This is a genomic window from Tistrella arctica (assembly GCF_039630945.1).
In the GTDB taxonomy this organism is placed as follows: domain Bacteria; phylum Pseudomonadota; class Alphaproteobacteria; order Tistrellales; family Tistrellaceae; genus Tistrella; species Tistrella bauzanensis.
Map to the genome: position 1 here is coordinate 793,885 of NZ_JBBKTV010000001.1, position 13,379 is coordinate 807,263.

Genomic DNA, 13,379 nt, shown 5'->3' on the forward strand with positions numbered 1-13,379 from the left:
CGTCTCCGCTTCGCGGAGCGCGCTGCTCCAGGTTCGCTATTCGCTCATCCCTGACGGGACTGGCGTTCGCCAGCCTTCCACATCGCTGACGCCTTCGGCCCGGCTTCCAGCTTCGGGCCTGCGCGCTTCGCTTGCCGTGCGGTCGGCGTGTTGGAGGGCCGTTGCCATGTCCAGCCGTCTTCCCTGACTCCATCACCTTGTCCGCGACTGTAGCCCGCGGCCGTGTGCCGTCAAGGCGCGCAGGGCCGTGTCCTCGGCTTCGCCTGCGGGCCGCACCAACCCTGCGCTTTTCTCCTTGACGGCCCCCGTCCGCGCGCTCCTGACCGTCGCGGGCGATGAACTCAGGAAAGACGGTGGCAACAGGGCCAACCGGGTTCCTCGTGCCGACCGCACCGAACAGCCGAAAGGCTGGGCTTCCGAATCTAGGAATCCGGTGTGCGGTGAACAGCAAACCCTTTTTTCTTTGTCAGGAGAAATGCCATGCAACTCGCATCCCGCTTCGCTTCCCGCTCCCCGGTGCTGCGTTCGGAACGTCCCTTGTCCGATGACCAAATCCGGGCCGTGGCCCCGTCGATCTTCGCCGAGGCACCGCACGAAAGCCGCTCCGAGCGGTACAGCTACATCCCCACCGCGACCGTGCTGCAAGAACTGCGCGGGGAAGGCTTCGAGCCTTTCATGGTGTGCCAGACCCGCGTGCGCCACGACGACCGCCGCGACTACACCAAGCACATGATCCGGCTGCGCCACGCCAGCCAGATCAACGGCCGCGAGGCCAACGAAATCATCCTGCTGAACTCCCATGACGGCACCAGCAGCTATCAGATGCTGGCCGGGATGTTCCGCTTCGTTTGCAGCAATGGCCTTGTCTGCGGCGACACCGTGGCCGACGTGCGCGTGCCCCACAAGGGCGACGTAGCCGGGCACGTCATCGAAGGCGCTTACGAAGTCCTGCATGGCTTCGACCGTGCGCAGGAATCCCGCGATGCCATGCGCGCCATCACGCTGGACGCCGGGGAATCGGAAGTGTTCGCCCGCGCTGCGCTGGCGTTGAAGTACGACGAGGACAGGCCCGCGCCCATCACGGAATCGCAAATCCTGATGCCGCGCCGCCATGACGACGACCGCCGCGACCTGTGGAGCGTGTTCAACCGCACGCAGGAGAACTTGACCAAAGGCGGCCTGTCCGCCCGCGCCGCGAATGGCCGCCGCCAGACCACCCGGCCCGTGCAGGGCATTGACCAAAGCGTGCGCCTGAATCGCGCCCTGTGGCTGCTGGCCGATGGCCTGCGCCAGTTGAAAGCCTGAATCCCCACGCGGCAGGGGCAGGCAGCAGCCCTTGCCGCTTCTCTTGCTGCTGCATCCCTGAACCGATAGGAGTTATCACCATGAACGCCATACTCAAAACCGAAGCCGTCGCCATCGAAGCCGCCGCACCGCTGGAAGTGGCCGACCCGACCAAGAACCTGATCTTGGTTCCCCTCTCGCAGTTGCTGCCGCGCCGCTCCAAGCGCAACGTCCGCACGACCCCACGCCAGTCCATCCCCGAACTGGCCGCGAGCATTGCCCGCATCGGCCTGCTGCAAAACCTGATCGTCATCCTCGCCGCCGATGGCGAGCAATACGAAGTCGTCGCAGGCGACCGCCGCCTGACCGCCTTGAAGCTGCTGGCGAAGAAGAAACGCATCGCCGCCGACTACGAAGTGCCGTGCCTGCTGGTGGCGGATGCTTCGGCCCGTACCGTGAGCCTCGCCGAGAACGTGCAGCGCGAGAACATGCACCCCGCCGACCAGTTCGCGGCTTTCGCCGCGCTGGTCAAGGAAGGACGCCCCATCGAGGACATTGCCGCCGACTTTGGCGTGTCCCCGCTGGTGGTGCAGCGGCGCTTGAAGCTGGCGAACGTCTCGCCGCGCCTCATGGCCGAGTACCGGGCCGGAGGCGTCACGCTGGAACAGTTGATGGCCTTGACCATCACCGACGACCACGCCGCGCAGGAAGCCGCGTTCTATGGTGCGCCGGAATGGCAGCGCAGCCCGTCCAAGCTGCGCGAGCGCCTGACCGAGCGCGAAATCGACGCCGCGCACGCGCTGGTGCGCTTCGTCGGGCTGGACGCCTACCGGCAGGCAGGCGGCGGCATCCGCCGCGACCTGTTCGCGGAAGGCGATGCCGGAACCTACCTCACCGATACCGCAGTGCTGGAAACGCTGGTGCGCGACAAGCTGGCAACGCTGGCCGAGGACGTGCGCGCCGAGGGCTGGGCATGGGTGGAGGCCGTGCCGCATCTGGCCTACGAGGAACGGCAGGCTTTCCAGAACGCCCCGCGCCATCGCCGCGAGCCGACCACCCGCGAGGCCCGCCGCATTGCCTCGCTGCAAACCCGCCTCGACAAGATCGACGCCGAACTGGAAGAAGCCTGCGACGCTGAGGACGAGGCCAAGGCCGAGAAACTGGAACAGCGGCGCGATCAGGTGGTCGGGGAACTGCAAGACGCGGAGGACGCCTTACAAGGCTATGCCCCCGAGGTGCGCGAGGTGGCCGGTGCCATCGTCACCATCGACCGCAACGGCGAGGCCGTCATTCATCGCGGCCTGCTGCGCGAAGCCGAGGCCAAGGCGCTGCGCACGCTGGAAAAGCTGCGGCGCGGTTTCGGCAGTACCGAAGGCGAAGCCGCCGACGACGAGCACGAGGACACCGACGACGCGCCCAAGGCCGCGAGCCTGTCCGACCGGCTGGCGCAGCGGTTGAGCGCCCACCGCACGGCGGCGCTGCAAATCGAAGTAGCCCGGCATCCGCAGGTCGCGCTGGCCGCGCTGGTGCATGGCATGGTGCAGAAGGTCTTGCAGCCCGACCCCTACGGCGATGGACTGCCGCTCGGCGTGCGCCTCACGGCGCAAGACCGGCTGGAAGGCATGGCCCCGGACTGGCCGGAATCGCCTGCCGCCGTGGCGCTGCGCGAACTGCAACAGGTAGCCGGTGAAGCCTTGCCGGAGGACGGCGCCGAACTGTTCGCCGCGCTGCTGGCGAAGCCGCAAGACGAGCTGGTGCGGCTGCTGGCCGTGTGCGTGGCTTCCACGGTGGACGTGGTGACGCCTCGCGCCACGGCGCACCGGCCCGGCGAGGAACTGGCGCAAGCCGTGGGCCTCGACATGACCGCATGGTGGAAGCCGACCGCAGAAGGCTACTTCAAGCACGTTTCCAAGGCCGTGATTCTGGATGCCGTGGGCGCGTTTGCACCGGAATCCGTCACCCGGCTGGCGAAGCTCAAGAAGGCCGACATTGCCAGCGAGGCCGAGCGGCTGGCCGATGGCACCGGCTGGATGCCCGCCATCTTCAAGACCGCAGGCCCGCAGGAGGCCGCGCAGGAAGAAGGCCCGGAGCAGGATGCCCCGGAGGATACCGAGGCAATGGCGGATGAACCCGCCGAGGCACTGGCCGCTTGACCCGCGCCGAAGGCAAGCGCCCCGGCCTCGACCGGGGCGCTTCGCTTTGTGTGGTGGCGCATCGAGACGAAGGAATAACCGCGATCAGCACCGCGCCCAGGCCGTTCCGCCCTGGGCGCGGTGGACGCGAAATCCGGGTGCGACAGTGGCCGCGTCCGGTGTTCAAGGCCAATAGCCGAATTAAAACGCCGCCGCCTTCGCGCTGGCTCAGGCGGCGGCGTTGAAGGCATCGCTGTAGTGCGCGATGCCTTCCGGCACTGTCCCATGCAGGGCCAGCGCCATGAAATAGCCGGGCGGCACGCCCGGCAGTTGCAAGCCCGCATGGGCCTGGAAGCCAAAGCGCGTGTAGTACGTTGGATCGCCCAGCAGCACGCAGCCTGCGGCCTGCATAGCCCGCAGTTCAGACAGCGCCTGTTCCATCAGGCGCGAACCGATGCCTTGCCCCTGCCTTGGCGGCAGGACGGAGATCGGCCCCAACCCATACCAGCCCTCGGTCTTTCGCCCGTGCTCATGGGTGATCGTTACTGGCGACAGCGCGACGTGACCGACGACGCGCCCATGTTCTTCGGCCACGATGGAAAGCGTCAGTTCGTTGGCGGCACGCAAGGCGCGCACGATGAATTGCTCGGTGTGGCTGGTGTGTGGTGCATCAGCGAACGCGGCGATGGTCACGGCCTCGATGGCGGCAATGTCGTCCGGGGTTTCGTGTCGGAGCTGGAGGGTCATGGGCTTGTCTTCGATTGCTTCCTGAAAATATAGAACGGCCTGGGCGTGTCGGCGCACAGCGCCGCCGGGCTTTCGGGCTGCGCCCCGTGCCGACTTCGCTGTCACGGCCATTCGGCTTCAATCCCTCACGCCTTCGCGCCTGCGGCGCTGCGCGCTTCGCTTGCCTCCAGGGGAAAGCCCTGCGGGCTATCCCCGCCGCGCGATGCTTGGCGCCCCTCGATGCCGCCGAACCGGCTGCGCCGGATCGGCCCGGCCAGCGCCCCGCCGCGATGGGCGGGGCGCTGGCGAACACGCTGGCGCTCGCTGCGGCAGGTTGTGCAGGTGCGTGCCGTCCTCAACGCTGGCGGTTCCTGCCCATCACGTCACGAAGGACGGTTCACGGACAACCCGCCCGGCATCGCTATGGAGCTTCCACGCCACGCCTCAAGAGCGGCGCCGCCAGGTGCGGCGGGGGCGTTCTCGCCTGTCGTCGGGTGGTTGACCTGGCCCGCGTCAGCGGGCGAGCCGGAGAAGCCTTCGGGCGGGGATGCCGAGTCGGCCCCATCTCCTTTCGGAGCGGTTCGGCCCAAGGCGTCCTTGTCTCGTTGTGAATCCTGGCGGTGGCGCGGCTGCGCCTCGGGCTTATGGCTGCAACCGTCCGGCGAAAACAATTTCCCCGCCGCTACGCGGCTTCCTCGCGCGGCAAATTCTTTTCGCCTCCCGGCTCTCCACTGCGTTGCGACCGCAAGCGGTGCAGCCAGCCCGTCCCCCGCCGGCCGGATCACAACAAGGACGCGATGGGCGCGAATCTTGTTCAACCGAAAGGAGAATCATCATGGCCAACATCGGCACCTTCACCGCAGACAAAGACGGCTTCACCGGCACGCTTCGCACCCTGACGCTCAACGTCAAGGTCAAGCTGGTTCCCAACGACAAGGGCGACACCGAGAACGCCCCGGACTTCCGCCTTCAGGCGGCCGGCCACGACATCGGCGCGGCGTGGAAGAAGACCAGCGAGGCCGGGCGGCCTTACGTGTCCGTATCCCTCGACGATCCTTCGTTCCCGGCGACAGTCTATGCCCGCCTGATCGAGAATGAGGACGGCACGCACGACCTGATCTGGTCGCGCAGCAAGCCCAAGGCGGCGTGACCGCCGCAGCGCCCCGCCCATCGCGGCGGGGCGCTGTGCTGCTGTTCGCAGCACATCACCGCATCACGCGCGCGGCTTCGCCGCATCGCGTTCGCTCAACACCGCCTCCAGCTCCCGGCGCACCTGCGCCAGCAGCTCGTCGGCCTTGCGCGGGCTGTCGCCCGCAAAGGCCAGCGTCAGCAGCGTGAGCGGGTGGATCTCCATTACCTCGCATAGCTCGGTCAACTTGTGCAGGGTCGGGCTTTTCAGGTCGCGCTCCAGGGTACTCATATAGGTACGGCTGGACACGTCAGAGAAGGCTTCCTGGCTCAAGCCACGCGCCTTCCTGACTGTCTTCAACGCCTTCGCCAATGAGTTCCCAGCCGCCACCTATGGTTTCCCTCGAAAAACCAAGATGACAGCCCATTGCGCCCTATAGAGCTACAATCTATAGTGTTCATTTGGTGTTCTACGTTTTTGTGCCTTCACGGAAATCCGCATCGGCGGGTTCCGGCAAAGCCACGCAGGCGCATCCGTGCTTGCGCACGAAGGCGTAAATCCGGTTTGGCGGTTCTGCGCTTGGGCGTGAAACCGCATCCGTGCATCATTGGATTTGTGGGATTGCCGACCATGCCCCAGCCACTCGCCACCGTCCCGGAGCGCGCGCAACTGCTCGCCAACGGCGAGGCCCGCGCCGCTGGCCGGGCCATCGACCCGGTGCCCGTGGTGCGGCTGTTCACGCCGGACGCGCATGTGACCTGGCTGCTGGCCGCACTCGATCCCGCCGATGGCGATACCGCCTGGGGTCTCATCGACTTGGGAATCGGGATGCCGGCGCAGGGAACCGTCAAGCTGTCCGAGCTGGCCGGCATCGTCGGGCCGCGCCAGCAGCCCGTGCTGCGCGACCGCTATTTCCGCCCCACACGCACGCTGTCGGAGTACACCCGGCTGGCCGAGCGCGACGGCGCGATCCCGGACTGAATACGGCCGACTGTGACTTTTTCAGTCTGGCGTCATACCGGGCAGGTCTTAATCAGCATTCTTGCGGCGTAGCCCGACCAGTCTGATCCAAATAGACATGATGCCCAGCGCGGGCTGCGGCAGGCTGGCCTGTGCAGCACTCCAAGTTCGGGGCGCTGCCGCCGCATCATTGAGACGAATATCGCAACGCATCGGAGCCAATCGGTCTTGACAACCCCATTCGCCTTTTTAACCCATGACGCTCTGACGATGGCGATGTAGCGCGTAGTTCTTCCGTGGCGGCGAGTCCTGTTCGCAGGAGGAGGCGCCATGGTCAATCCTAATCACCTCGCGCATTGGTATCCGACTGCCGCATACCTGTATGTCTTTTGGCTGGATGCGCTCGCGCTCGCTTGGGAGTATTTGCGCAGGCATCCCGACTACCGGCTCGACTGGCTTCGCCGTCATCGCGGGCCAGACACGGCGCATCGCTGGGGTTTGCGCCTACTGGAAGACCCGGCGCTCGATGCGCGCGACGCGCATCCGGCCTGGCTGCCCGGCCATGCCGCCGTGGTGCAGCTCTACCCCGATGCCGATCCGCCACAGGATGCGGCGACCTTCGCGTTCTGGCGCATCCCCGGTCACAAGCAACTGCTCCATGACGGCAAAGGGCTGGCGCTGATCGCGCGCAGCCCAGGTCATTGCCTGCGCTTCGCGCTCGCCCCCGGCCTGGAAGACGGCATGGCCGTGGCCTATGCCCACCGCGGCGAGGCTGCCGCACCTGCGCGCGGTCATGCGCTCCAAGCGGCACTGGCGGCCGCCAAGCCCAGGCCGACACCTACCGCGCTGCTGGAACTGCACAGCTTGCAGGCGCTCGACGCGACCCTGGCGGGCGCGTCCTTGCGTGAAGTCGCGGAAGGACTGTTCGGCGTAGATGCCGCAGCCGATTGGTACAGCGATGGCGGGCTGCGCTCCAAGGTGCGCCGCCTGGTGCATCGCGGCGATGCGCTGATGCGCGGCGGCTACCGCCGATTAGCACAGCTTCCGCCGCTTGAGAAGGGTCGTTTTGATGTGGACGCAAAACGGCCCTGATCTAAAACCCCTCGCTTCTTGAGACTGCCTCCATCCGGTCGCGCTGTGTGGCCGGGCGCTTTCAACCGATGGAGGTTCACACCATGCGTCCCGCTCCCTTGCGGCCTGCCGCCACTGTCTCGACCGCTGCCGCGCAGCCACAACGCTATCTCACCAACGACGAAGCCGCCGAGTACCTGCGCCTGTCGCCGCGCACGCTGGAAAAGCAGCGCGTGATCGGCGGCGGCCCGCGCTTTCGCAAGTTCGGCCGTCGCGTCATGTACGCCGTGGCCGACCTCGATGCCTGGGCTGCCGACCGCAGTTTCGAGACGACTTCCGATCCCGAATACGCCGAGCACCACTCGGCCGACAGTCGTGCGCGCTGATCGGCGGCGCGCGGCAGGCCATCGCCATGTCCAGCACTGCGCTGCCGCCCCGGCAGCGGCCGTTGCAGGAGCGCGAACAGCTCGACCTGTTCCGCGCCTTGCCCGGCGACATGGCGCCACGCGACAGCCAGGACTTGATGGCCTATCCGTTCTTCTCGCTCGGCAAGTCCAAGCGGGTCAAGCCCATCGACTTCTGTGCGGGCAACGTGACGATCCGCGTGGAGGGAACAGCCGAGCACGGCATCGCCACGATTTGGGATGCGGACGTGCTGATATGGGCGGCCTCGCAGATCGTGGAAGCGAAGGACGCGGGCCTGCGGCCGTCGCGGCTGATGCGCGCCACGCCCTACGAGATCCTGCGCTTCATCGGGCGAGGCAAGTCGCTGCGCGACTACCAGCGCCTCAAGGCCGCGCTGGATCGCCTGCAATCGACCACGGTGGCCACGTCCATCCGCGAGACGACCGGGCGGCGCCTGCACCGCTTCTCGTGGATCAACGAATGGAAGGAACTGGCCGACGCCAGCGGCACGCCGCTGGGCATCGAGCTGATCCTGCCCGACTGGTTCTATGCGGGCGTGCTCGACGCCGCCCTGGTGCTGACCATCGACCCGGCGTATTTCCGGCTCACCGGCGGTATCGAGCGCTGGCTGTACCGCCTGGTGCGCAAGCACGGCGGCAAGCAGGCATACGGCTGGCAGTTCGACTTTCGCTACCTGCACCAGAAATCCGGCAGCACTGCGAAGCCCTACGACTTCGCCTGCGACCTGCGCGCGCTGGTCGCGCGGCAGTCGCTGCCCGGCTACGTCCTGGGCATCGAGCGGATGCCGGACAGCGGCATGGAGCTGCTGACGTTCCGACCCGTGCCGCATACGGCACGGGGATAACTCCGGGAAAGCCTGTGGATGGTGTCGTGCTATCAGGCGTGCGGGGTATCGTGCTATCAGGCGTGGGACTATCGTGCTATCAGGCGTGCCGATCGGCCGCAAACCCGCGCCAGCATTGGGTTTGCGCGCCCTCTAACTTCCCTAACTTAATTTCTCTAACTTTTAGTAGGGAAACGCCGCTGCGGTGGACAACCACCACGCGGCCACAAGCGCAGCAGCAAAAGCCCGGCTTTCCAACACGGAGGGCCGCGTCATGATCGTCGCTCTGCTCAACCAGAAAGGCGGCGTGGGCAAGACCACGCTCGCCACGCATATCGCCGGCGAGCTTGCGATGCGCGGCCAGCACGTCGTCCTGCTGGACGCCGACCCGCAGGGTTCGTCGCTGGACTGGACACAGCGCAGAAGCCAGCAAGGCTTGCCAAGGCTTTTCAGCGCCGTGGGCCTCGCACGCGAAACGCTGCACCAAGAGGCGCCAGAACTCGCCAGGCGAACCGATCACGTCATCATCGACGGCCCGCCACGCATCGCGGCACTGGCGCGCTCCGCGCTGCTGGCGGCCGAGCGCGTGCTGATCCCCGTGCAACCCAGCCCCTACGACCTGTGGGCCAGCGCCGAGATGGTGGCGCTGATCCGCGAGGCCCAGGTGTTCCGGCCTGCGCTGCGCGCGGCCTTCGTCATCAACCGGCGCGTCAGCACCACGATCATCGGGCGCGAGGCGCGGCAGTCGCTGGCCGACCAACCGCTGCCGGCGCTGCGCGCCGAGGTTCGCCAGCGCATCGTCTTCGCCGACAGCGTGGCCGCCGGTCGGCTCGCACGCGAGACGGCGCCGGACAGCGCCGCCGCGCGTGAAATCACCGCCCTGGTGGACGAACTGCTGCGGTGGCCGACATGACCGAGAAGCCGCCACCGAACAGCAGACGCACGGCAAAGCGCGTCGGCATCGGCGCGCGTCCGCCCGCGAATCCGCACGCCGAGGCGTGGATTCGCCAAGGCGACGCCGATGCGCTCAACAAGGGCGACCTCTACACCGCCCGCCTGACCCTCGACATCACGCCCGCGCTGCGCGCGCGCATCAAGGTGTCGGCCTTCACGCAAGGCGTGACCGTGGCCGATCTGCTGCGCGGCCTGCTGGAGCGGGAGTTTCCCGAGCATCGCAGGGAGAACACCCCATGACCGCATCCGCTTCGCCTGCCGCTGGCGCGGCTACGGCTGCGCTCGCAGCTCCTTCCGGCCATCCTGCCAGGGCGCCGCTGACGCGCGTGGCACTGGCCTACATCGAACCGCGCTTCAAGCTCTACCTGCGCTTCGGCGAACCTGCGCGCACGCACCAGCTCGACCGCTGGCGGCGCTGCGCCGTGTTCCTGCCGGGCGCGATGTTGTGCCGCATCCGCTGGCAGGCCAACGACTACGGCACGATCCGCTGGCAGCTCATGGTGATGCAGGCTTGCACGCCGCTCGATGCGGCGCAGCGCATTCCCGGCGTGCAGCCGGGCGCACGCCTGCTGCTGCACGCCGAGGGCGAGAATCAGGTGCGCGCCGTGCTGGAGCGCATCGACGCCATCGAGGCGCTGGGCATCGCACCTGTCGGTGCCTCGCCCGCGTACTGGCGCACGCTCGCCAACCGGCTCGCTGCGCGCCTGCCGCTGCCCGAATACACCGCCGAGCGGCACGCCGCCTGGCTGACCGGGAGGGCGCTGCCATGACGCTTCCATCCGCCGTTGCCGGTGCAGCGGGCATTCCGCCGCGTCCTCACTCGCGCCTGCGCGCTCGCATCGTGCTGGCGGGCCTGTCCGCCTGCGGCCTCGCTGCGCTGGCCTGGGCGTCCTTCGTGCATCCGCTGCCGCGCCTGATCTACAACCCGTCCGACAGCGTGGCGGTCGGCTGGTATCGCGTCGATCCGCAGGGCCACGGCACCGACTCGCTGCCACGTCCTTTGTCCGTGGGCAGCATCGTCCTGACCACGCTGCCGCCAGATGCCGCCGCGCTGGCCGCGCAGCGCGGCTACCTGCCGGCGCGCGTGCCGCTGCTCAAGCGCGTGGGCGCCGTCGCGCCGCAGGAAGTGTGCATCGCTGGCGACATTGTCCGCATCGACGGCGTGCCTTCGGCCGCCGTGCTGCCTGCCGACCGCTGGGGCCGGCCGCTGCCATCCTGGCAGCAATGCCGCCGCCTTGAACCCGGCGAACTGTTCTTGCTCAGTGTGACCAACCCTGCATCGTTCGACAGCCGGTATTTCGGGCCGGTCAGCGCATCCGCCGTGATCGGCGTCGCGCATCCGGTCTGGCTGGAGTCCCGCCCATGATGGCCGCCGACTCGCTGCACGTCGCCGTGCATCTCATCGTGCCATCGGGCGTGTCGTTCTGCCGTTCGTCGCCGTGTCGTCGCGCGTGCAGTGCGAGCGCATTCGCGCCGCACTTCGCGTTGCCTTCGGCGCAGCCATCCAACGTGCAGGCGTCTTGCCTCGAACGCGCCCGGCCTGCGGCCGTGTCCGCGTTCGCCGGCGCGCTGGCTGCTCGCGCAGCAGCGCCGCCGGGCCGCCGCTGCCCGGAGCGCCAGCGAGGGGCAAAGGCGGAAGGCAAGACAAAAGGACGCGGCACCGGGCCGCATCGAAAGCCAGTCTGCACATGGGGGTGGTGCGGCACGGAGCGGCTTCGCCGCCGTGCCGCTTGGGGCGCGAGGCCCGCGCCAATGCAGGCATGGCCGCGTGCTTCGCACGACCGGACATGCCAGAGCTTGCAGGGGGCGCAGCCATGACCGACCGCCGCGACGATGATTTCCACATCCGTCCCAGCGCCCCGAAGAACCGGGGCCAGGGCTTCGTTTCCAAGGTGCTCAAGCAGACCGGCAAGGCCAGTAGCGGCAAGTCCTCGGTGCGCCGTCCTGGGGGAGCTGGCAAGGGCGCAGGAACCGGGCATCGGCCCGGCTCGCGCCTGGGGCGCGGCCACACGGCGGCGCGCTTCGCCGGGGCGAAGCTGACGCCCATGTCGCGGCGCGTGACCATCAAGACGCTGCTGGTCAACCAGCGCCAGGCCAGCCCGCAGTCGCTCGCCAAGCACCTGCGCTACATCGAGCGCGATGGCGTGGGCCGCGATGGCGAGCCGGGCCAAGCCTACGGGCCGCAGACCGATGCCGCCGACCTCGACGCCTTCAAGGAACGCTGCGCCGCCGACCGGCACCATTTCCGCTTCATCCTCTCGCCTGAGGACGGCGCCGAGTTGGAAGACCTGCGCACCTACACGCGGCACCTCATGGGCCGCATGGAGGCCGACCTGGGCACAGGTCTCGATTGGGTGGCCGTCAACCACTGGAACACCGACAACCCGCACACGCACATCGTCGTGCGCGGGCGCGACGACACCGGCAAAGACCTCATCATCGCCGGCGACTACATCGCCGATGGCTTCCGCCATCGCGCCGCCGAACTGGCGACCGAATGGCTGGGGCCACGCACCGAGGTGGAGATCCAGCAGACCTTGCAGCGCGAGGTGGATCAGGAGCGGTGGACGAGCCTGGATCGCACGCTCAAGCGCGAGCTGGGCGACGATAGCCTGGTGCATGTCGAACGGCTCAACGAGCCGAGGTTGCAACGCCAGCGCCTGCTGCTGATCGGCCGCCTGCAACGCTTGCAGCGCCTGGGCCTGGCCGACGAGATGCAGCCGGGCACCTGGGCCGTCCATGCCGACGCGGAAAAGACGCTGCGCGCCCTGGGCGAGCGTGGCGACATCATCCGCACCATGCAGCGGGCCATGCGCGGCGAGCCGCGCGAACTGGCGGTGTTCGAGCCGGGCGACGATGGCCGAACCATCCTCGGCCGCGTGGCCGCGAAGGGGCTGGCCGACGAGCTACGCGACCGAGGCTATCTGGTCATCGACGGGGTGGACGGCAAAGCCCACTACGTTGCGCTCAACGCCCGCGACGAGCTGGCGAACTATCCGACCGGCGCCGTGGTGGAGGTGAAGGGATCGGCCGACGTGCGTGCGGCCGACCGCAATATCGCCGCGCTGGCGAGCGATGGCCTGTACCGCACCGACCACCACCTCGCCATCGCGCAGGGTCAGGCTGTGCCGGGCCGCGATCCGCAGGAAGTCGTCGCCGCCCATGTCCGCCGGCTCGAAGCCCTGCGCCGAGCCGGCATCGTGGAACGTGTCGCCGAAGGTCTATGGAAGGTGCCGGACAACCTGCCCGAGCAGGGCCGTCAGTACGACGCGCAACGCCTGGGCGGCGTGGCCGTGGAACTGAAATCGCACCTACCCATCGAGCGACAGGCCCGCGTGATCGGCGCCACCTGGCTCGACCAGCAGTTAATCGGCGGCGGCTCGGGCCTGGGCGACCTGGGCTTTGGTGGCGAGGCCAAGCAGGCGATGCATCAGCGCGCCGACTTCCTGGCCGAACAGGGGCTGGCCGAGCGACGCGGGCAGCGCGTGATCCTGGCGCGCAACCTGCTGGGCACGTTGCGCAGCCGCGAACTGGCACAGGCCGCCAAGGACATTGAGGTCGAAACCGGACTGGAGCATCGGCCCGTGGCTGATGGACAGCGCTTGGCTGGTATCTACCGGCGCAACGTCATGCTCGCCAGCGGGCGCTACGCGATGCTTGATGACGGGATGGGTTTCTCGCTGTTGCCATGGAAGCCGGTGATCGAACCGCGGCTGGGGCAGCAGCTCGCCGCGACGGTGCGCGGTGGTGGCGGGGTGTCGTGGGAGATTGGGCGACAGCGGGGGCCGTCTATTTCATGATTTTCGTTGCGTCATCGCCTCGATGCATGCCGATGCGCAGTGCCGACTGTACACGCCTATAAACGATATTGTGT

The 13,379-nt window shown here is 67.9% G+C and carries 14 protein-coding genes; 12 read left to right on the forward strand and 2 right to left on the reverse strand.

All coding sequences use genetic code 11. From position 1 onward, the window contains the following. The first annotated feature begins 480 nt into the window (after nucleotides 1-480). Both WG924_RS03700 and WG924_RS03705 read left to right on the forward strand, forming a co-directional pair. Complete coding sequence (locus WG924_RS03700; RefSeq protein ID WP_345931654.1) at nucleotides 481-1,305, forward strand: DUF932 domain-containing protein; 825 nt, start codon at nucleotides 481-483, stop codon at nucleotides 1,303-1,305. Between the two features lie 80 nt (nucleotides 1,306-1,385). Next, entirely contained in the window at nucleotides 1,386-3,437 is a 2,052-nt protein-coding gene (locus tag WG924_RS03705) for a ParB/RepB/Spo0J family partition protein (RefSeq protein WP_345931655.1), read from the forward strand. A gap of 207 nt (nucleotides 3,438-3,644) precedes the next feature. On the opposite strand, the gene WG924_RS03710 is transcribed toward WG924_RS03705, so the two are convergent. Continuing rightward, entirely contained in the window at nucleotides 3,645-4,163 is a 519-nt protein-coding gene (locus WG924_RS03710) for a GNAT family N-acetyltransferase (RefSeq protein ID WP_345931656.1), read from the reverse strand. Nucleotides 4,164-4,977: 814 nt separating this feature from the next. Between WG924_RS03710 and WG924_RS03715 the strand changes: the two genes are divergently transcribed. Beyond that, on the forward strand, nucleotides 4,978-5,292 hold the full coding sequence (locus WG924_RS03715; RefSeq protein ID WP_034032508.1) for a DUF736 domain-containing protein: 315 nt from the start codon (nucleotides 4,978-4,980) through the stop codon (nucleotides 5,290-5,292). 63 nt (nucleotides 5,293-5,355) lie between these two features. Here WG924_RS03715 and WG924_RS03720 read toward each other — a convergent pair whose 3' ends face one another. Then, a complete protein-coding gene (locus WG924_RS03720; RefSeq protein ID WP_128313424.1) occupies nucleotides 5,356-5,661 on the reverse strand; it encodes a helix-turn-helix domain-containing protein in 306 nt (101 codons plus the stop codon). 240 nt (nucleotides 5,662-5,901) lie between these two features. On the opposite strand from WG924_RS03720, the gene WG924_RS03725 reads away from it, so the two are divergent. The 9 genes from WG924_RS03725 (at nucleotide 5,902) to WG924_RS03770 (ending at nucleotide 13,305) form a co-directional block, all read left to right on the forward strand. Beyond that, entirely contained in the window at nucleotides 5,902-6,252 is a 351-nt protein-coding gene (locus WG924_RS03725) for a DUF2958 domain-containing protein (protein ID WP_034008069.1), read from the forward strand. Between the two features lie 309 nt (nucleotides 6,253-6,561). Continuing rightward, complete coding sequence (locus WG924_RS03730) at nucleotides 6,562-7,323, forward strand: DUF2285 domain-containing protein (RefSeq protein ID WP_345931657.1); 762 nt, start codon at nucleotides 6,562-6,564, stop codon at nucleotides 7,321-7,323. Nucleotides 7,324-7,406: 83 nt separating this feature from the next. Continuing rightward, on the forward strand, nucleotides 7,407-7,688 hold the full coding sequence (locus WG924_RS03735; protein ID WP_003107109.1) for a helix-turn-helix transcriptional regulator: 282 nt from the start codon (nucleotides 7,407-7,409) through the stop codon (nucleotides 7,686-7,688). 26 nt (nucleotides 7,689-7,714) lie between these two features. Further along, nucleotides 7,715-8,572, forward strand: a complete 858-nt coding sequence (locus tag WG924_RS03740) for a replication initiator protein A (RefSeq protein ID WP_345931658.1) — start codon at nucleotides 7,715-7,717, stop codon at nucleotides 8,570-8,572. Between the two features lie 253 nt (nucleotides 8,573-8,825). Further along, nucleotides 8,826-9,464, forward strand: coding sequence for a ParA family partition ATPase (gene parA, locus WG924_RS03745; protein ID WP_345931659.1), 639 nt, complete (start codon nucleotides 8,826-8,828; stop codon nucleotides 9,462-9,464). Further along, the gene (locus tag WG924_RS03750; protein ID WP_043376321.1) at nucleotides 9,461-9,745 is read left to right on the forward strand and encodes a hypothetical protein; all 285 of its coding nucleotides are present in this window, start codon (nucleotides 9,461-9,463) and stop codon (nucleotides 9,743-9,745) included. The genes parA and WG924_RS03750 overlap by 4 nt, the downstream gene beginning before the upstream one ends. Next, on the forward strand, nucleotides 9,742-10,275 hold the full coding sequence (locus WG924_RS03755; protein WP_043371986.1) for a DUF2840 domain-containing protein: 534 nt from the start codon (nucleotides 9,742-9,744) through the stop codon (nucleotides 10,273-10,275). Before WG924_RS03750 ends, WG924_RS03755 begins: the two co-directional genes overlap by 4 nt. Then, the gene (locus WG924_RS03760; protein ID WP_154163146.1) at nucleotides 10,272-10,871 is read left to right on the forward strand and encodes a S26 family signal peptidase; all 600 of its coding nucleotides are present in this window, start codon (nucleotides 10,272-10,274) and stop codon (nucleotides 10,869-10,871) included. Before WG924_RS03755 ends, WG924_RS03760 begins: the two co-directional genes overlap by 4 nt. Before the next feature lie 448 nt (nucleotides 10,872-11,319). After that, a complete protein-coding gene (locus tag WG924_RS03770; RefSeq protein ID WP_345931661.1) occupies nucleotides 11,320-13,305 on the forward strand; it encodes a relaxase/mobilization nuclease domain-containing protein in 1,986 nt (661 codons plus the stop codon). The last annotated feature ends 74 nt before the right edge of the window (nucleotides 13,306-13,379 follow it).

Excerpts from the sequence above, each read along its gene's own strand:
- WG924_RS03730 (WP_345931657.1), top strand. The coding sequence starts at position 6,562 with ATGGTCAATCCTAATCACCTCGCGCATTGGTATCCGACTGCCGCATAC.
- WG924_RS03760 (WP_154163146.1), top strand. The coding sequence starts at position 10,272 with ATGACGCTTCCATCCGCCGTTGCCGGTGCAGCGGGCATTCCGCCGCGT.
- WG924_RS03700 (WP_345931654.1), top strand. The coding sequence starts at position 481 with ATGCAACTCGCATCCCGCTTCGCTTCCCGCTCCCCGGTGCTGCGTTCG.
- WG924_RS03750 (WP_043376321.1), top strand. The coding sequence starts at position 9,461 with ATGACCGAGAAGCCGCCACCGAACAGCAGACGCACGGCAAAGCGCGTC.
- WG924_RS03710 (WP_345931656.1), bottom strand. The coding sequence starts at position 4,163 with ATGACCCTCCAGCTCCGACACGAAACCCCGGACGACATTGCCGCCATC.
- WG924_RS03755 (WP_043371986.1), top strand. The coding sequence starts at position 9,742 with ATGACCGCATCCGCTTCGCCTGCCGCTGGCGCGGCTACGGCTGCGCTC.
- parA (WP_345931659.1), top strand. The coding sequence starts at position 8,826 with ATGATCGTCGCTCTGCTCAACCAGAAAGGCGGCGTGGGCAAGACCACG.
- WG924_RS03770 (WP_345931661.1), top strand. The coding sequence starts at position 11,320 with ATGACCGACCGCCGCGACGATGATTTCCACATCCGTCCCAGCGCCCCG.
- WG924_RS03740 (WP_345931658.1), top strand. The coding sequence starts at position 7,715 with ATGTCCAGCACTGCGCTGCCGCCCCGGCAGCGGCCGTTGCAGGAGCGC.
- WG924_RS03715 (WP_034032508.1), top strand. The coding sequence starts at position 4,978 with ATGGCCAACATCGGCACCTTCACCGCAGACAAAGACGGCTTCACCGGC.
- WG924_RS03725 (WP_034008069.1), top strand. The coding sequence starts at position 5,902 with ATGCCCCAGCCACTCGCCACCGTCCCGGAGCGCGCGCAACTGCTCGCC.
- WG924_RS03705 (WP_345931655.1), top strand. The coding sequence starts at position 1,386 with ATGAACGCCATACTCAAAACCGAAGCCGTCGCCATCGAAGCCGCCGCA.
- WG924_RS03735 (WP_003107109.1), top strand. The coding sequence starts at position 7,407 with ATGCGTCCCGCTCCCTTGCGGCCTGCCGCCACTGTCTCGACCGCTGCC.